This window comes from Paraburkholderia sp. IMGN_8 (genome assembly GCF_038050405.1).
In the GTDB taxonomy this organism is placed as follows: Bacteria; Pseudomonadota; Gammaproteobacteria; order Burkholderiales; family Burkholderiaceae; genus Paraburkholderia.
The window spans coordinates 1,133,467-1,148,710 of record NZ_CP150900.1 but is presented as its reverse complement, the minus strand read 5'-3'; the positions used below and the strand labels follow the sequence as shown (position 1 = coordinate 1,148,710).

The window sequence follows — 15,244 nt, the reverse complement described above, 5'->3', positions numbered from 1 at the left end:
GATACAGTCGCAGCCACGCAGACCACTCCGGTTACGGCCATATTTGCACACTATGAAGGGCCGCGCGCTTTGTGCGAAGCGCACTGTGTCCGCTGAGGTATCGGCTCGTGTGCCACCTCATGTGTCACCCTTCAATCGAGTCATTGAACCCTGCTTTGTTCCCGAACATCTCATCTCGACGCCAGCAACCGAACCTTGCATCACCACGCCGGGCGTGGTCCAGGCGCCTGTTCGCGCTGACCGTCATGGTGGGCGCGCTGGCTACGCTAGCCGGCTGCACGCATCGCGCCGAGCCGTGGCAGTTGACCGACGTGACCGGCCACTTGCCGGATCTGGATTTCTCGCTGACCGGCGACGAAGGGCGCCCCGTCACCGGCGATTCATTCAAAGGCCGCACGTCGCTCGTCTACTTCGGCTACACGCATTGTCCGGATGTCTGTCCCGAGACCATGGCCCGTCTGATGCAGGTGCTGGGCAAGCTGGGCCCGGACGCGCAAAAAGCGCGCATCCTGTTCATCACCGTCGATCCGGCGCGCGACACGGCCAAGGCATTGCACGATTACGTCGGCGCCTTCGACTCGCAACACGCCGAAGGGCTGACCGGCACCGACTGGCAAATCGAATCGCTCGCCAAGCGTTACCGGGTCGCCTATCAGATGGAAAAGCGCGACCCCAACGACAACTATGAAGTCACGCATAGCTCCGCCGTCTACGTGTTCGACCCGCAAGGCCATGCGCGCCTGCTGGCCACCGATTACGACACGCCCGACGCGATCGCGCAGGACCTGCGCCGTATCATTGAAGACCGCTCCTGACCTTTCCCGAGTCCACCCATGTCGATCAAGATCAAGACGTTTGCCGCATTGAGTTGTGCCCTCGCCCTTTCGTTCGGTTTCGCCCCAGGCGCGCAAGCGGGCGGCGCTCAAGCGATCAGCGCCAGGGAGGCGTGGGTTCGCTGGCTGCCGAACAATCTGCCCGCCGCGGGCTACGTGACGCTGGTGAACGCGAGCGACAAGCCGATCGACCTCGTCGATATTTCCAGTAACGACTATGGCGACGCGATGCTGCATCAAACCGTGTCGAACGGCTCGACGCAAAAGATGGTGATGGTCGACAAGCTGACGGTGCCCGCGCACGGCCAGGTCGCGATTGCGCCGGGCGGCTACCACGTGATGCTCGAAGACGCGAAGCACACGGTGAAGCCGGGCGACACCGTGCATCTGACGCTGAAGTTCTCCGACGGCGAAACGCTCGACACGCCGTTCACCGTCAAATCGCCCGCACAGACCAAGTAACAACCACAACGACGCACGATGAACCTGCTCTACTGGCTCGATCCCTGGGAGTTCTCGCCGACCGTCGTGATCGCATTGCTGGTGCCCGCGATCCTGTTTGTGCGTGGCGCACGCAAGGCGAAGGTATCGATCGCCCGGCGCATTTCCTTCTGGCTCGGGCTGGCCGCGTTGTATGTCGCGCTGCATACGCGGCTCGATTACTTCTTCGAGCATGAGTTCTTCATGCATCGCGCGCAGCATCTGGTGCTGCATCATCTTGGGCCCTTCTTCATCGCGCTGTCGTATCCGGGCGCCGCATTGCGTGCGGGCATTCCGTTCAGCTGGCGCCAAGGCTTCGTGCGGCCCGCGTTGCAAACCCGCGTGGTGCGCAAAGTGCTCGACGTGGTGATGCATCCGGTGGTTGCAGTCACATTGTTCGTTGGGCTGATTTATTTCTGGCTGATGTCGCCGATTCATTTCGTGGCGATGCTCGACTGGCGGCTCTACCGCGTGATGAACTGGAGCATGGTGATCGACGGCCTGCTGTTCTGGTGGCTCGTGCTCGATCCGCGCCCGGCGCCGCCGGCGCGGCTGTCGCCCGGCAAGCGCGTGCTGGTGGTGATCGCCGCGATTCCGCCGCAGATCATCCTCGGCGCATTCATTTTCTTTTCGCCGCGCGAGTTGTATCCGATCTATTCGATCTGCGGACGCGCCTTCACGTGGCTGAGCCCGATGCGCGATCAGCAGATCGGCGGACTGCTGCTGTGGATTCCGGGTTCGATGATGAGCGTAATCGGCGCCCTGCTGGCATTGCGTCACTGGATGCGGCTATCGGCGCGCGGACGCCTGCGTGGCGAACGCGGCGCCGGCGCGCCACGCCTGACGCAAGCTCCCTCGGTGGCCGCGAGCGCGCGACGCTGACGCTGAAACGTTCAAAGCGTTGAATGCGGCCGGCGCGCCTGCGCCGGGCTTCGTCGAAGCTTAGAGCGAACGCATCCACACGTGCGGGATGCCGTCCTCTTCGTGAATGTCCGAGATTGGCGCAAAGCCGAAAGCGCCATAGAAAGCCTGCAGATGCGCCTGCGCATGCAAACGGATCGGCGTGCCGGGCCACTGCGCGCGGATGTGAGCCAGCGCGCGTTCGAGCATCGCGTTGCCGAGTCCGATGCCGCGGAACTCCGCCGTCGTCAATACGCGGCCGATGCGGATATCGGTATCTCCCGCGTCCGGCAGCAGCACGCGGAGATAACCTGCCAGCGGCGGACGGCGCTCGCCGGGACCGAAGGCGAACAGGTGCCAGGCCTCCGTGTCGAGCCCGTCGATATCGGCATAAAGGCAGTTCTGCTCGACGACGAACACCGCGCTGCGAGCGGCCAGCATTGCATAGACCTCGGCGGTGGTAAGGTCGTCGAAGGCTTTCCAGTGCCATTCGAGTTGCGCCAGCGGCGTGGCGGCGGTGTGCTGCGGTTCGGTCATGAAAAGGCTTCAAAAAGGGGGCGCACCGGGGCGGCGGCGGCGATGCGGAATTATGCCGCGCCAGGCGGGCTTAGGCTATGCCGCGCAAATCTCGTGGGTCAGGCTACGCCGCGCCAATCTCGCGGAATTACGCGGTGCATCGCTTGCACGCGCGGCCTGGCTTCGGTGGCGCTCAGCCGCCACGGCCGGAGCGCGCCCGGTTCTCACACGTCGCGTGTATTCCGTGTGCTTTTCGCCACGTTCGGCTCGTGCGCCCGCCCGTAGCAAACTCACTATGCGCCGAGGAAAACAGGCTCGACGGGGCGCGCGAGACGCTCGATCAGATTTCCTGGACCGCACAAATGCAGCGCGCCGACGACCACCAGCGTCCGCTCCGGCCGCTCGAGCATTGCCGTCACACGCGCCGCCCACGCGTGATTGCGCGCATCGAGAATCGCGTGGCGAATGCCGGGCAGGTTGAACATCGGTGACTCGATCGCGATCTCGTGCACGGCTTGCAGATCGCCATGCAGCCAGGCCGCGTGCATGCGTTCGAGCGTGCGTTGCGGCTCCTTCGGATCGGAGATCAGCAAGCCGAGCGCGGCTGAGACGGCTTCCAGCGGAATCGACTCGAGCGACGCCGCCACTTCCTCCGCAGTCTCGAGATACCGATACGGTTTGCCTTGCACGATCGCCGAACGCAGCATGCGCGGCTCGACGCCTTCGACGACCTGCTGAAACAGCGTCGGCGCGACAATCAGCGCGGCCCACGGCCGCAAATCGGTGAGCGGCGCCAGCGGGCCGTCGACGGGCCATACGGCCTGGAGCTGATTCCAGACGTCGGCGGAGAGCAAAGGACGCAGTTGATCCGCATCGCTTCGCGAATGCGCTTTCAGAAACGGCAGGATGGTCGGCGGATCGGATTCGAAGACCAGTTCCTCGGCCCAGTCATAGGCCTCGGCAATCCATGGCGGCGTCCGGCGGTTCGTTGCAGGGAATAGATGCATCGAGCCAAGCAGGCGTACGTCGGTGCCGGTGAGTTGTAGATACATGCGGTCTCGGTATTGGCGGGCAAGCAGGCGATTGGACAGTTGGACAATTCAATCGGCAATGCGCGGCGCGGTGCGTCGGCGAACGGCGCCACGCCACGCTGTACGCACCGTGAGTGCAACGAACAGCAGAAACACGATCTGCGAAAGGTACAGGTCGATCCGGATCGGATGATGTAGTGCGAACCACGAATTGTGCACCACGTCCGTCACGATGACAGCCACGCAGAGGATCAGTCCGGCTCGCGGGATTAGCAGCAGGAGCAGCGCCGTCAATGGATCGATGAACAGCAGCGAGGTCCAGTAGATTCGCGTGCCGGACGCGACGCCGCCGTAGTCCCACCAGAGGCCGTGGGCCAAGGCCACTTGCAGGTGCGTCCAGGTGGCGCCGACGAGGCATAAAGCGTAGATCACGCGCAGGTAGAAAGAGCGGCGTTCAGTATCGTGGATGCGCATGTCGGTGTCGGAGTGCCGGGCTTGGGCGTCTGCGCACTATAGCGGCGTGAGCAGCAAAGCGTGCGGACACGTGCAAGGCAATGCCGTGACCGGCGACCTTGAACGGGAAGCGCGATGAAGGCGAGAGGCACGATGAGCGATGAGGCGTAGAAAAAAGAAAAGCCCCGACACGTCGGATTTTATCGCTGCCTTGTGCCGGTCCAGTCTCACCGTGCTCCAGCCAGACTTTCGGCCTGTTGCCGAATCCGGGCAAGCATACGCTGCCGGATGTGACCACTGACCGGAAGGATGACGTACCAGTAAGGGGCAAATCTGCGACGAACTGCCGGAGTCGGACAAAACACGCGAGTCTCGGTACTCAAGACAGATCTGCCGGACGAGGTGGTTTCGACTGCGAAGCCCATGACAAGCTGGCAGACATCCGTCCTGTCATTCGCCTTGAACGCTCCGGGCGACCCGATGTCGAGCAAACCGTAATCCGGCTGCCAGAAGGCGCCGGTCAACCCGAACGCCAGTCCGCGGTCTCCGTCGCGGCCGAGAAACGTGAAATCGCCGAAATCCAGGAGGCGTCGGTGCGACCGATTCATGAGCCGCGATGGCAGCTCCCGCAAACTGATGGCCAGCCGCACGATTGGGTCGTCCTGCGCCCGTTGGCGGGTGACGCAATCCAGAATGACGTTTGCTGGCGCGTGTATGAGCGTGGCGTGTTGCTCCCGGAAATCGTAACGGGGCAAAAATTCGTCGATCAGCGTCATTAGGTGTTGGTCAGGATCACGATCCAGCGATATATCTGGATGTAGGATGGACTATGCCACGGATGCAGAAGCCGACAGCGATGACAGTACGAGCTGCTGCGGGCGAATGCTCGTTTCATCGGCTTAGCTCCCGACTCTGGTTAAATTCACCAGGAAGTTATCAACTGTACACAAGAGACTATAAGCGACAACTTCGAACCGAATGTCGTACCGGGTGGTGAATCAGCGGGACTGTTTGATGCTGCATGCAACACCGTCCGCGACATAACTCAAGCACGCTGCGCAGCCGTGATCGTTGTCGACCGCGCGGCTGGGTCCGGATATTCGGTGATCGGCCCTCTTGATGCGCAGGTATTGCTACGGACATCTTGCAGCAGATAGCTGATGCATTGCGCAGACAACTAACGAAGAGCTTGCAGTAGCCGGCCCAATATCTGCTCAACGATTCGCGTTAGCCCCCGGTCATTTGGGTGCTTATAGCCAACCATTGCGCACAAGTTCCATAGTCGAATAAAGCCGATTTTCAAGATTGCGGCGATTAATTGTCTCAATAATTCGCGACACACCATCCGCGTAGGGTGACGAACCGTAGACTCGGGATTCCAAGTGGAGGCTGCATTCGCCGTCCTCTATGGTGATCCGATGATACGCATGACGAGCAAGCTGGCCGTCAGGAATCTGGAGCTCATTTCGTTGGACGTCTGGATCTCGCACAGAACGAATTCCGTTAGTCGGAAAGCCTATGGACTGAGCGATTTCGACAGCAGTGCCCGGCACTGAGGTTTTTGTTCCCTGGTGCGACTCGACCAAGCTGATTTGGCAATCTCGGAAAAGATGGCCACTCATCTCCAGCATGCACATAAACTTGAGCATCAGGATATTGGCGTTCGAGCATAGGACAACCGGAAAGCTGTGCGACTTTTCCCCTATCTCAGAACCTGTGGACAACTCGATAAGTGGCGACGCCGTAATCTGACAGAAATCGGCCACGCGAGCAAGTTCTCGGCCCGATCCTGCATGGACCACAACTGACTTGACATCAATGCGTTCCTTGTCGAACCACGGTTTTACTTCATAGCTACTGTCCAGCTTGTGCGAGTTCAGCAGCTCGGTTGCGAGTTTTCCAGAACCGACGACGATCACCTGCATATCTTAGGAATACTGAAAGGGAGGAGGTTTGAGTATTATACGTGTGCCTCTCGCGATAGTGCGATTCGCAGCCTAGAAGGTTTTTCAAGACGTCCATATGCAAATGGCATATTCATGCCAAAAAACTTTCGCTCCCACCAATAGGCTAGACAGCGCCCGCCCACAAGATTACAATCACCCAACAAATTGTTAACTATCCAGTTAGTCATCAATATAAACAGTGTTTTCCAATTCAATACAGGCAGATATCCTATATGACCAATTAACCGTCGATGATCCATTATTTTCAACCGACCAAATTCATTACAATACAGGACTAGAAATTTAAAATGCCTTCCTTTATCTCCAACGATTGCAGAATATATTACGAAACACACGGAAAAGGACAGCCAGTCATTTTAATAAATGGACTAATTGCAGACCACAATGCTTGGCGAGCCGTCCTGCCGGTTTTGTCGGAGAAATACCACACAATCACACTCGATAATAGGGGGACCGGACAGAGCGACGCGCCACTAGGGGACTACTCCGTGGAACAGATGGCACAAGATGTTCTGAACCTTATGGAGCATCTGTCCATAAAATATCCCATAATTGTGGGCCATTCATTGGGCGGATGCATCGCGCAGCATATTATGCGAAACTTTCCTGAAAAATCCGGGCAGGCGTGATTAGCAGCTCATTCTTCAAGATCAATACGGCATTTTCGCATTTCTCACAAGTAAGAAAATCGCTTTATAAATTAGATGAGCCACGACATCTCTTGGCCGAAAGCATTATTCCGTGGGCATTCGGATCCAAACATCTTTCTCGGCCGGGCATGTACCAAGCCATTATGAGAGCACACCTCGAAAACCCTCATTATCAAACAGAGCAGGGCTATCATGGTCAATGCGCTGCCATGCTGAATTTTGATTCACGCCCTTGGATCTCTGAGATAAGGGTTCCGACGCTTGTTCTGGTCGGCTCACATGATATCGTTTCACTCCCGGAAGAAAGCTTCGAAATCGCAAGACTCATTCCGAATGCTCAAATCAAAATCATCCAGAATGCTGGGCACAATCCGGAATCGGAAGAAGCCGAAATATTTACCCAAGAACTATCTAAATTTATTGCAAGCCTAGGGATGGTGTTCAAAACTCAGTCAACGTGGAATGTTCAGGACTGAGGTTGCCTGGCACAATGAGCGCATGAAACAGACCGACCTGAATCTTGACCTGACGAACCGGCGCACGCGCAAGCGCGCGCTCCTGGATGAGATGGAGCGCGTGGTGCCATGGAACGAATTCGTGGCGCTGATAGAACCGCACGCGCCGACCAAGGCGACGGGTCGCCGGCCATTTCCGATTGAAGCAATGTTGCGCATCCACTTCCTGCAACAATGGTTTGGCCTGAGCGATGTCGCGATGGAAGAGGCGCTGTACGACGTACCGCTGTATCGCGAATTTGCCGAGCTGGGCGGCATGAGCCGATTGCCGGATCGGGTCAGTATCCTGCGCTTTCGGCATCTGCTGGAACAACACCGGTTGGCCGAGCAATTTCTGGTGACCGTCAACGCCCAGCTCAGTGCGAAGGGCTACATGCTTAAGGAAGGGACGGCGGTTGATGCCACACTGATTGCCGCGCCGAGTTCGACCAAGAACAAGGGCGGTGAGCGCGATCCCGAAATGCATCAGACCAAGAAGGGAAATGAATGGCACTTTGGCATGAAGTGTCATATCGGCGTGGACGCCGACTCGGGTCTCGTGCACACGGTAGTGGGGACGGCTGCCAACGTCAACGATGTGACGCAAGCGCATGCGCTCGTGCATGGTGACGAACGCGAGGTGTTTGGCGATGCGGGTTACCAAGGCGTGCAAAAGCGCGAGGAAATGCAAGACGTCAAGGTCAACTGGCACATCGCCATGCGTCCAGGTAAGCGTCGTGCCTTGAACAAGGACACACCGCTGGGCCAACTGCTTGACGAACGCGAAAGGCTGAAGGCACGTATTCGTGCCAAGGTGGAGCATCCGTTTCGCGTTATCAAGCGCCAGTTCGGCCATCTCAAGGTGCGTTATCGTGGATTGGCGAAGAACACGCAGCAATTGCAAACGCTGTTCGCCTTGAGCAATCTTTGGATGGTACGCCGCCGAATTCTGCAGGAATTCGTGGTATGAGTGCGTCCGGATTCGGCTCAGACGAGCCGAAGCACAGACCGCGCGACTCCATCTATGCTGAATAGAACACGGAATTCGCACGTTTCGTCTCATTGATTTCACTTGGCGATACTTACGTTGTCAGGTCGGTGTCGCCGAGCGTGTTTTGAACACTATCCCTAGCTTCCGAGATCTTTAAGATGCCGCATCTCTATCGGTCACTGTAAATTCTGGGCTTCTCCTATTTGTCCTTGCTGCCGTGAGGGTTCAGGCGATAGTTCGCCCATTCAGGGCATGCAGCCAACGCCGCTCAATCCTTCCTCGCCGCTTCTCGTGGTCCGACTGATTCTGGGTTCGTGAGCGTCGCCGGCATCCGAGGTAACTATGGGACTTGCCTTCGATGATCGGGGCCCTCAATCGAGAGCTCCGACGTCGCGGTTAAAAGAGCCCGGACGGTTGCGCAGCATCATCCCAGCTAAAAATAATCACTTCCCTGCGAGACGTCTCCCTGCCGCCACCGCCCACTGTGTACTTTGATGTCGATCGTCTCAATGTGAAAATCCTCGAATGCCTGCCGAATCGCCAGATGATCGTTCAGGCTGGTGATTGCTTTACCTTTCAAGCTGCGCAACCGGGCCGCCATGGCAACGAATTCTTCATAGGGGAACGGGACGCCGGAGCCTTCCGTCTTCCAATACGGCGGATCCAGAAAAAACAGCGTGCGGGTTCGATCATATGGGTCCACACACGTTTTCCAGTCCAGGTGCTCAACGAACGTATTGGAAAGCGCAATAGATTGGTCGCCAGTGCCGGCGTGCCGGATCGCTCGCCGCAATCGAAGCATCGTGCGAGCGACGCAATGACGGATGGTCGACGGCGCCATCACGTCTTTGCGCTTCATGCTCTTGACTCAGCTCTCAGCCCACTAATAGTCGATGCCCGTCAATGCCTGCCCCGTCCATCGGCCTATCAGCGTGTTGAGCAATGAGACATTCGAATCGGGCAGCGATACCTTGGTCATGTAAGAGCGGATTACATCGTCAACCGTCACCAGATCGCTACGGCGAGTAACGAGGTCGTCCGGATATATGCCGGCGTCGAGCATCTGCTCAAGCCTCCTGACGTACGCGTCGCCCTCCTCCTCTGTATCGACGGTCAGAGAAAGTGGCTTTGGCAGAGTGCCTTTGCGCCGGATGATGTATTCCCACGTCCCGGACGGACGCATTCTTTTTGTAGACATAACCCCGTCGCGAAACTGACGCAAACGGCCAATGAGCCAGTATGCGAGTGGTTTCGCGTTTTTTTCGAGTGGTTAGAGAGGGCTTTGTACCGCTTTGGACAGCACATTTCCACACATGGAAAGATGTAGATCGGCATAGGGGACGGCCATGAGGCCGTACCCCTGCCACACCACCCGGCATGCGGGTCCGCACCGGGCGGTTCGGGAAGTTGAGGTTATGAGAGTCGGGGTACACCCAGCCGGTCGAAGTAGGCGATGGTCAACACGCTCTTGAGTAACCGGTCACTATTGCGCCACCAGCAGCGGCTGTTGGCCGCCACCTGTCGCGCAACGTCATCGGGTGCACCCAGCGCTGTTCCCGGTAGATGGTGGTGCCACGGCGCCAGTGTTCAAGCTGGATCGCACGCAACCGGTGACGCAGCCACTTGTCCAGTTCCAGCCAGACACGAGGCGTTTGCGCCAGACGGAAGTACGCCTTCCAGCCCTGCACATAAGACCGTAACCGTTCCACCACTTCGGGCATGCTGCGCCCGCCAGAACGACGGGTCAGTTCACGAATGCGATGCTTGAACGCCAGCAGCGGTTTGGCCGCCACCTTGCGCTTGACCGCACCGCCCGCAGCCACCCACAGGCTATAGCCCAGAAACTTGCGACCAAACACACTGGCCACTGCGCTTTTGGTCTCGTTGACCTTCAGCTGCAGTCGCCCGTACAGGCGTCGCAGCAGCGCCATCACCCGCTCGCCCGCGCGACGGCTACGAACATAAACATTCGCATCGTCGGGATAGCGCACGAAGCAATGACCGCGCCGCTCCAGTTCCCTGTCCACCTCATCGAGCAGCACGTTGGCCAGCAGTGGGGATAGCGGCCCGCCCTGCGGCGTGCCCTGATCCCGCTGCTGGACCACCCCGCCATCCATGATGCCGCTGTTCAGATACGCCCGGATCAGCCGGATCACGCCGGTGTCGCCAATGCGTTTCTGCACACGGTCGATCAGGATGTCGTGGTTGACCCGGTCAAAGAACTTCTCCAGATCAACGTCCACCACGACCCGCCGTCCCGACTGCACGTACGACTGCGCGGCAAGTACCGCGTCATGTGCACGCCGTCCGGGCCGGAAGCCGTAGCTGTGCTCGCTGAAGGTCGGGTCCAGAACTGGCTGCAGCACCTGCAGCAGTGCCTGCTGGATCAGCCGGTCCGTCACCGTCGTCACGGTCAATCCGAACAGCACAGTCCCCCAACGAAGCATCGGGATGGGTAGAGATTCGACACCCGTTCCATCCGCTCAGGGGGCAACGCTTTCGAGTCCTCAAGCAGCGGCGTGTCGGCGGCATTGACACGCTAATCCTGCGCGAAGCCTCCCGCGGGAGCTTTGCTGTGCCCGTGCAGTGGACCGATCGCGCAACGCCTGAAGCCTATGAGCGGCTCGGCACGCCGAGGCGGCTGAACCTGGATACGCTGTGCGACCTGATCGAGTTGATTGAGCTGCTCTCGGGGCATTCTCGATGAGGACTTGCCAGGTGACCTTTCATGTACTATCTTCGGACCAGTTATTTGTGTGGTCCGCCCCAGATGACAGAACTCTCCCCCGCCTCACTCAGGCGTCGCCGCAAACAGCTGCTGCGCAAGCTGCCGCCGCTGGAGACGGTGCTGCGCGGTTCATTGATCGAGCGCTACAAACGCTGTGGCAACCCGCGCTGCCGATGCGCCAACGGCCCGGGGCATGGGCCCAAGTTTTACCTGTCGGTCAGCCACCCTGGCGAGTCGCCGCATATGGAGTACGTTCCCCAGGCAGAGCTTGCCGTGGTCAGCGAATACCTAGCCAACTACGCTCGCGTGCGCGAGATTCTGGAAGAGATCTCGCAAATCAACCACGAGCTGTTGCGCCGGCGGCAGCCGCTGTGAGGCACAGCGGTGAGCCAGCCCTCCGCTTCGCTCACTGCCCACTTCGACATACGCGACGGCGCCACCTTGCTCGCGAACATGCTCATCGCCCTGGTCGACAACGATTCCGCACTCGTGACCATGGAGACCACCGATGAGCACCCTGATCACCGACGCACACTTGAACAAGCCGGCGTACATCTATGTGCGCCAGTCGACCCTGGCGCAGGTACGGCACAACCAGGAGAGCACCGAACGACAATACGCCTTGCGGGACAAGGCCTTGGCCCTGGGCTGGCCGCAGAGATCGGTGCGCGTGCTGGACCGGGATCTGGGCCAATCGGGTGCGCAGACGAGCGGGCGCGAGGACTTCAAGACCCTGGTATCGGATGTGGCGATGGGCCAGGTGGGCGCGGTGTTTGCACTGGAGGTGTCGCGCCTGGCGCGCTCGAATCTGGACTGGCACCGCCTGCTCGAACTGTGCGCGTTGACCCACACGTTGGTCATCGATGCGGATGGCATGTACGACCCTGGCGACTTCAACGATGGGTTGCTCCTGGGGCTCAAGGGCACGATGGCGCAGGCCGAGCTGCATTTCCTGCGCGGGCGCCTCCAGGGCGGCAAGCTGAACAAGGCACGCAAGGGTGAACTGCGGTTCCCGTTGCCCGTGGGTTTTTGCTACGATGACCAGGGCCGCATTGTCCCCGATGCCGATGATGAAGTTCGCGGGGCTGTTCAGCTAGTGTTCACGTTGTTTCGCGAAACGGGTAGTGCCTATGCCGTAGTCAGGCGCTTTGCGCAGTCCGGACTTCGCTTTCCCAGGCGTGCCTACGGCGGCGCCTGGGCCGGCAAGCTCATCTGGGGCCGACTGACGCATTCGCGCGTACTTGGGCTGCTGAAGAATCCCTCGTACGCCGGCACCTATGTCTTCGGCCGCTACCAGTACACCAAGAGCATCACCGCCGACGGCGAGGTGCGCAAGAACATGCGGGCCATGCCCACGCCGGACTGGCGTGTCCACTTGCCTGACCACCACGAGGGCTACATCACCGTGGAGGAATTCGAGCAGAACCAGCAACGCCTCGCGCGCAACCGTACAAACGGCGAGGGCACCGTGCTCAGCGGCGCCGCACGCGAGGGTCTTGCCCTGCTGCAAGGGCTGCTGATCTGCGGCAGTTGCGGCCGCGCGCTGACCGTACGCTATCGTGGCAACGGCGGCCTCTATCCAATCTACGAGTGCAACTGGGCGCATCGTGAGGCGCTGGCCAGCGTGAGCTGCTTCAGCGTCCGCACAGACTCGCTGGACGAGGCGATCTGCGAGGAGATGTTCAAGGCACTGAAGCCCGCGGAACTCGAGCTGGCCTTGGCCGCCGTCGATGAACTCGAGCAGCGCGACCAGGCCGTAATGCGCCAGTGGCAAATGCGCATCGAGCGCGCCGAATACGAGTGTGCCCTGGCCGAGCGCCGCTATGAGGAGGTCGATCCCGCCAACCGTCTCGTGGCCGCCAGCCTCGAACGCCGATGGAACGAGGCTCTGACTCGCGTCGACGAGGTCAGGGCCGAGGCGGCGAAGTTCCAGGCACAGAAGACTCGCGTCCTGACGGCGGAGCAACGAAGCAAGGTCCTGGCCTTGGCGCGCGACCTGCCGCGCCTGTGGCGCGCACCCACCACCGAGACGAAGGATCGCAAGCGCATGCTGCGACTGCTCATCGCCGACATCACCGTCGAGGACCTACGCGCGTTGCGGCAGGTCGTTTTGCATATCCGCTGGCACGGTGGCACCTGCAGCGACGTCACGGTCACGCGGTGCGTCCCCATCGCCGATCGCTTGCGCTATCCTGCCGAAACTGTCGAGCGTGTTCGAGCGCTGTCGCATACCCTGCCGGACGAACAGATTGCCCAGACGTTAAACACGCAAGGTGTTCCGAGCTCCAGGGGCAAGCCGTTCACAGCAACCATGGTCAAGTGGATTCGTTATCGCTACGCCATACCTGCCGCTCGCCTGCAACGGCTCGACGAAGTCACCGTCAAGCAACTCGCCGGCGAGCTCGGCGTGAGCATCCATTTCGTTCACTACTGGATCAAGCAGGGGAAGATCGCCGCCCGTCAGATCGACGGCCGCGGCCCTTGGTGGATCACCATTAATGCCCAGCAGCGCAGCAATCTCCACGATCAAATCCGCAATTCCGTGCACTTCAAGAACCATCTTTGCGAAGCTAAACTGTAAGGTGTGCGCTATGAAGTCACCGTCGTGATGCCAAGCTCGCGCTCGCCACCGTCCGGTTTCGGAATCGTCACCCGACGTACCGGACTGGGCCGGTACGTCCCCTTCAGCAGTTGTTCACGGATCACAGGCCACGCCGTCACCAGATCCTTCACTGCACAACCGCCGGATCTACGTCGTCCGCCCTGAATAACCCGGAGAGCCTCGTGCGACGGAGCTTTTAGGCCGAAATGGTGTTGTGAGATTTGCAGGAACCTGGCACATTAACGCGAGAATCCTGCATTTTTCGACGAGGTGCAGATGGGCCCGAAGACACCTATGCCGGAACAAGATTTCTTCCGGCATCCGCTGCGCGAACAGATCAACCTGAAGCATCCGCTGGTGCGGTTGGCCGAGCTGATCAACTGGGAGCGGCTGGGCGCGTTAATGAGCGAGAGCTTCGTGTCGGGCAAAGGTCGACCGGCGAGCTCGCCGCGCCTGATTGCGGGGCTGCTGTATTTGCAGCACACATTCGATCTGTCCGACGAAGAGGTCGTCTGGCAATGGGTGGAGAACCCGTACTGGCAGGTGTTCACCGGTGAGACCTATTTGCAGACCGAACCGCCGATCGACCCGTCGAGCCTGACGCGCTGGCGCAAACGACTGGGCGAAGCCGGCGTTGAAGAGCTGCTGGCCGAGACGATCGAGGCGGCCAAACGTGCCGGTGTGATCAAGGCCGCGAGCGTGAAGCGGGTGATCGTCGACACCACGGTGATGGAAAAGGCGATCTCCCATCCAACCGATTCACGCCTGCTCGAGCGGTGTCGCGAACATCTGGTGAAGGCGGCCGCGCGGCATGGCCTGAAGCTGCGGCAGAACTACAACCGCGAGGCGCCGCGTCTGGGGCTGCAGATTGGCCGCTACGCTCACGCGAAGCAGTACAAGCGCATGAGGAAAGCACTGCGCACGCTGCGTTCACGCGTTGGACGGGTGATGCGCGATGTGGAGCGACAGGTCGCCCAGGTGGCAGACCCCGGCCGTGCTGCATTGATGGAGCTGATTGGCCGCACGAAGCGCATCCTGGCGCAGAAGCCGAAGGACAAGAACAAGCTGTACGCGCTGCATGCGCCGGAAGTCGAGTGTCTGGCCAAAGGCAAGGCGCGCAAGCCATACGAATTCGGCGTGAAGGTGTCGATCACGACGACTCACAGGGAAGGACTGGTAGTTGGCATGCGCTCGATGCCGGGCAATCCGTATGACGGTCATACGCTGGCTGAAGCGCTGGAGCAGGCGGCAATCCTGAGCGACGTCACGCCGGAAGTCGCCATCGTCGACCGTGGATACAAGGGTGTCGCCGTCGACGGCGTGAAGATCTACCACCCGGGCCTGCGGCGGGGTATCACACGCGGACTACGCGCGATGATCAGACGGCGCAGCGCAATCGAGCCAGCCATCGGTCACATGAAGACAGACGGAAAACTCGATCGGAACTGGCTCAAAGGTGCGCTGGGCGACGCGATGCACGCGGTGCTGTGCGGCGCTGGCCACAACCTCCGGATGATCCTGAGGAAGCTACGGCTTCTTTGCGTCTTTATTCTGGCTGCCATGCTTAACCGCCGCAATGCTGCGGTCCCATCGCCGTAA

At 59.8% G+C, this 15,244-nt stretch carries 15 protein-coding genes and 3 pseudogenes; 9 read left to right on the top strand and 9 right to left on the bottom strand.

The window, feature by feature from the left end; translation table 11 throughout:
* Positions 1 to 245: 245 nt before the first annotated feature.
* Genes WN982_RS05565 through WN982_RS05555 form a run of 3 tightly spaced genes read left to right on the top strand, consistent with a single transcriptional unit; the run spans position 246 to position 2,195 of the window.
* Positions 246 to 815, top strand: coding sequence for an SCO family protein (locus WN982_RS05565; protein ID WP_341315724.1), 570 nt, complete (start codon positions 246 to 248; stop codon positions 813 to 815).
* Positions 816 to 833: 18 nt separating this feature from the next.
* Positions 834 to 1,295 (top strand): copper chaperone PCu(A)C, encoded by a 462-nt coding sequence (locus WN982_RS05560; RefSeq protein WP_341314758.1) that lies wholly within the window; start codon positions 834 to 836, stop codon positions 1,293 to 1,295.
* 18 nt (positions 1,296 to 1,313) lie between these two features.
* Positions 1,314 to 2,195: a cytochrome c oxidase assembly protein gene (locus tag WN982_RS05555; protein WP_341314757.1), complete on the top strand. Its 882-nt coding sequence runs from the start codon at positions 1,314 to 1,316 to the stop codon at positions 2,193 to 2,195.
* 60 nt (positions 2,196 to 2,255) lie between these two features.
* Here WN982_RS05555 and WN982_RS05550 read toward each other — a convergent pair whose 3' ends face one another.
* The 5 genes from WN982_RS05550 to WN982_RS05530 form a co-directional block, all read right to left on the bottom strand.
* On the bottom strand, positions 2,256 to 2,750 hold the full coding sequence (locus WN982_RS05550) for a GNAT family N-acetyltransferase (protein ID WP_341314756.1): 495 nt from the start codon (positions 2,748 to 2,750) through the stop codon (positions 2,256 to 2,258).
* 272 nt (positions 2,751 to 3,022) lie between these two features.
* Positions 3,023 to 3,781 (bottom strand): TraB/GumN family protein, encoded by a 759-nt coding sequence (locus tag WN982_RS05545; RefSeq protein WP_341314755.1) that lies wholly within the window; start codon positions 3,779 to 3,781, stop codon positions 3,023 to 3,025.
* Between the two features lie 48 nt (positions 3,782 to 3,829).
* The gene (locus WN982_RS05540) at positions 3,830 to 4,234 is read right to left on the bottom strand and encodes a hypothetical protein (RefSeq protein ID WP_341314754.1); all 405 of its coding nucleotides are present in this window, start codon (positions 4,232 to 4,234) and stop codon (positions 3,830 to 3,832) included.
* Positions 4,235 to 4,440: 206 nt separating this feature from the next.
* Entirely contained in the window at positions 4,441 to 4,989 is a 549-nt protein-coding gene (locus WN982_RS05535; protein ID WP_341314753.1) for a hypothetical protein, read from the bottom strand.
* Positions 4,990 to 5,463: 474 nt separating this feature from the next.
* Complete coding sequence (locus WN982_RS05530) at positions 5,464 to 6,138, bottom strand: dihydrodipicolinate reductase (protein ID WP_341314752.1); 675 nt, start codon at positions 6,136 to 6,138, stop codon at positions 5,464 to 5,466.
* A gap of 763 nt (positions 6,139 to 6,901) precedes the next feature.
* Here WN982_RS05530 and WN982_RS05525 point away from each other — a divergent pair.
* Entirely contained in the window at positions 6,902 to 7,306 is a 405-nt protein-coding gene (locus WN982_RS05525; RefSeq protein ID WP_341314751.1) for a hypothetical protein, read from the top strand.
* A 22-nt stretch (positions 7,307 to 7,328) separates the two neighbouring features.
* A complete protein-coding gene (locus tag WN982_RS05520) occupies positions 7,329 to 8,294 on the top strand; it encodes an IS5 family transposase (RefSeq protein ID WP_341314750.1) in 966 nt (321 codons plus the stop codon).
* Positions 8,295 to 8,711: 417 nt separating this feature from the next.
* Here WN982_RS05520 and WN982_RS05515 read toward each other — a convergent pair.
* The 3 genes and pseudogenes from WN982_RS05515 to WN982_RS05505 form a co-directional block, all read right to left on the bottom strand.
* Positions 8,712 to 9,066, bottom strand: a pseudogene (locus WN982_RS05515) (DNA adenine methylase); the annotation flags it as partial.
* A gap of 132 nt (positions 9,067 to 9,198) precedes the next feature.
* Positions 9,199 to 9,513, bottom strand: coding sequence for a hypothetical protein (locus tag WN982_RS05510; protein ID WP_341314749.1), 315 nt, complete (start codon positions 9,511 to 9,513; stop codon positions 9,199 to 9,201).
* Positions 9,514 to 9,728: 215 nt separating this feature from the next.
* A pseudogene (locus WN982_RS05505) lies at positions 9,729 to 10,720 on the bottom strand (group II intron reverse transcriptase/maturase); the annotation flags it as partial.
* Between WN982_RS05505 and WN982_RS05500 the strand changes: the two are divergent.
* The 3 genes from WN982_RS05500 (at position 10,690) to WN982_RS05490 (ending at position 13,624) form a co-directional block, all read left to right on the top strand.
* Positions 10,690 to 11,022 carry a DUF5372 family protein gene (locus tag WN982_RS05500; RefSeq protein ID WP_341314748.1) on the top strand — a complete coding sequence of 111 codons (333 nt, stop codon included), beginning with the start codon at positions 10,690 to 10,692 and terminating at the stop codon, positions 11,020 to 11,022. The pseudogene WN982_RS05505 and the gene WN982_RS05500 sit on opposite strands and share 31 nt — an antisense overlap.
* A gap of 63 nt (positions 11,023 to 11,085) precedes the next feature.
* Positions 11,086 to 11,418, top strand: a complete 333-nt coding sequence (locus WN982_RS05495) for a DUF6788 family protein (protein ID WP_341314747.1) — start codon at positions 11,086 to 11,088, stop codon at positions 11,416 to 11,418.
* A gap of 133 nt (positions 11,419 to 11,551) precedes the next feature.
* A complete protein-coding gene (locus tag WN982_RS05490; RefSeq protein WP_341314746.1) occupies positions 11,552 to 13,624 on the top strand; it encodes a recombinase family protein in 2,073 nt (690 codons plus the stop codon).
* A gap of 14 nt (positions 13,625 to 13,638) precedes the next feature.
* On the opposite strand, the pseudogene WN982_RS41090 reads toward WN982_RS05490, so the two are convergent.
* Positions 13,639 to 13,773, bottom strand: a pseudogene (locus tag WN982_RS41090) (group II intron reverse transcriptase/maturase); the annotation flags it as partial.
* A 148-nt stretch (positions 13,774 to 13,921) separates the two neighbouring features.
* On the opposite strand from WN982_RS41090, the gene WN982_RS05485 reads away from it, so the two are divergent.
* Complete coding sequence (locus WN982_RS05485; RefSeq protein ID WP_341312674.1) at positions 13,922 to 15,244, top strand: IS5 family transposase; 1,323 nt, start codon at positions 13,922 to 13,924, stop codon at positions 15,242 to 15,244.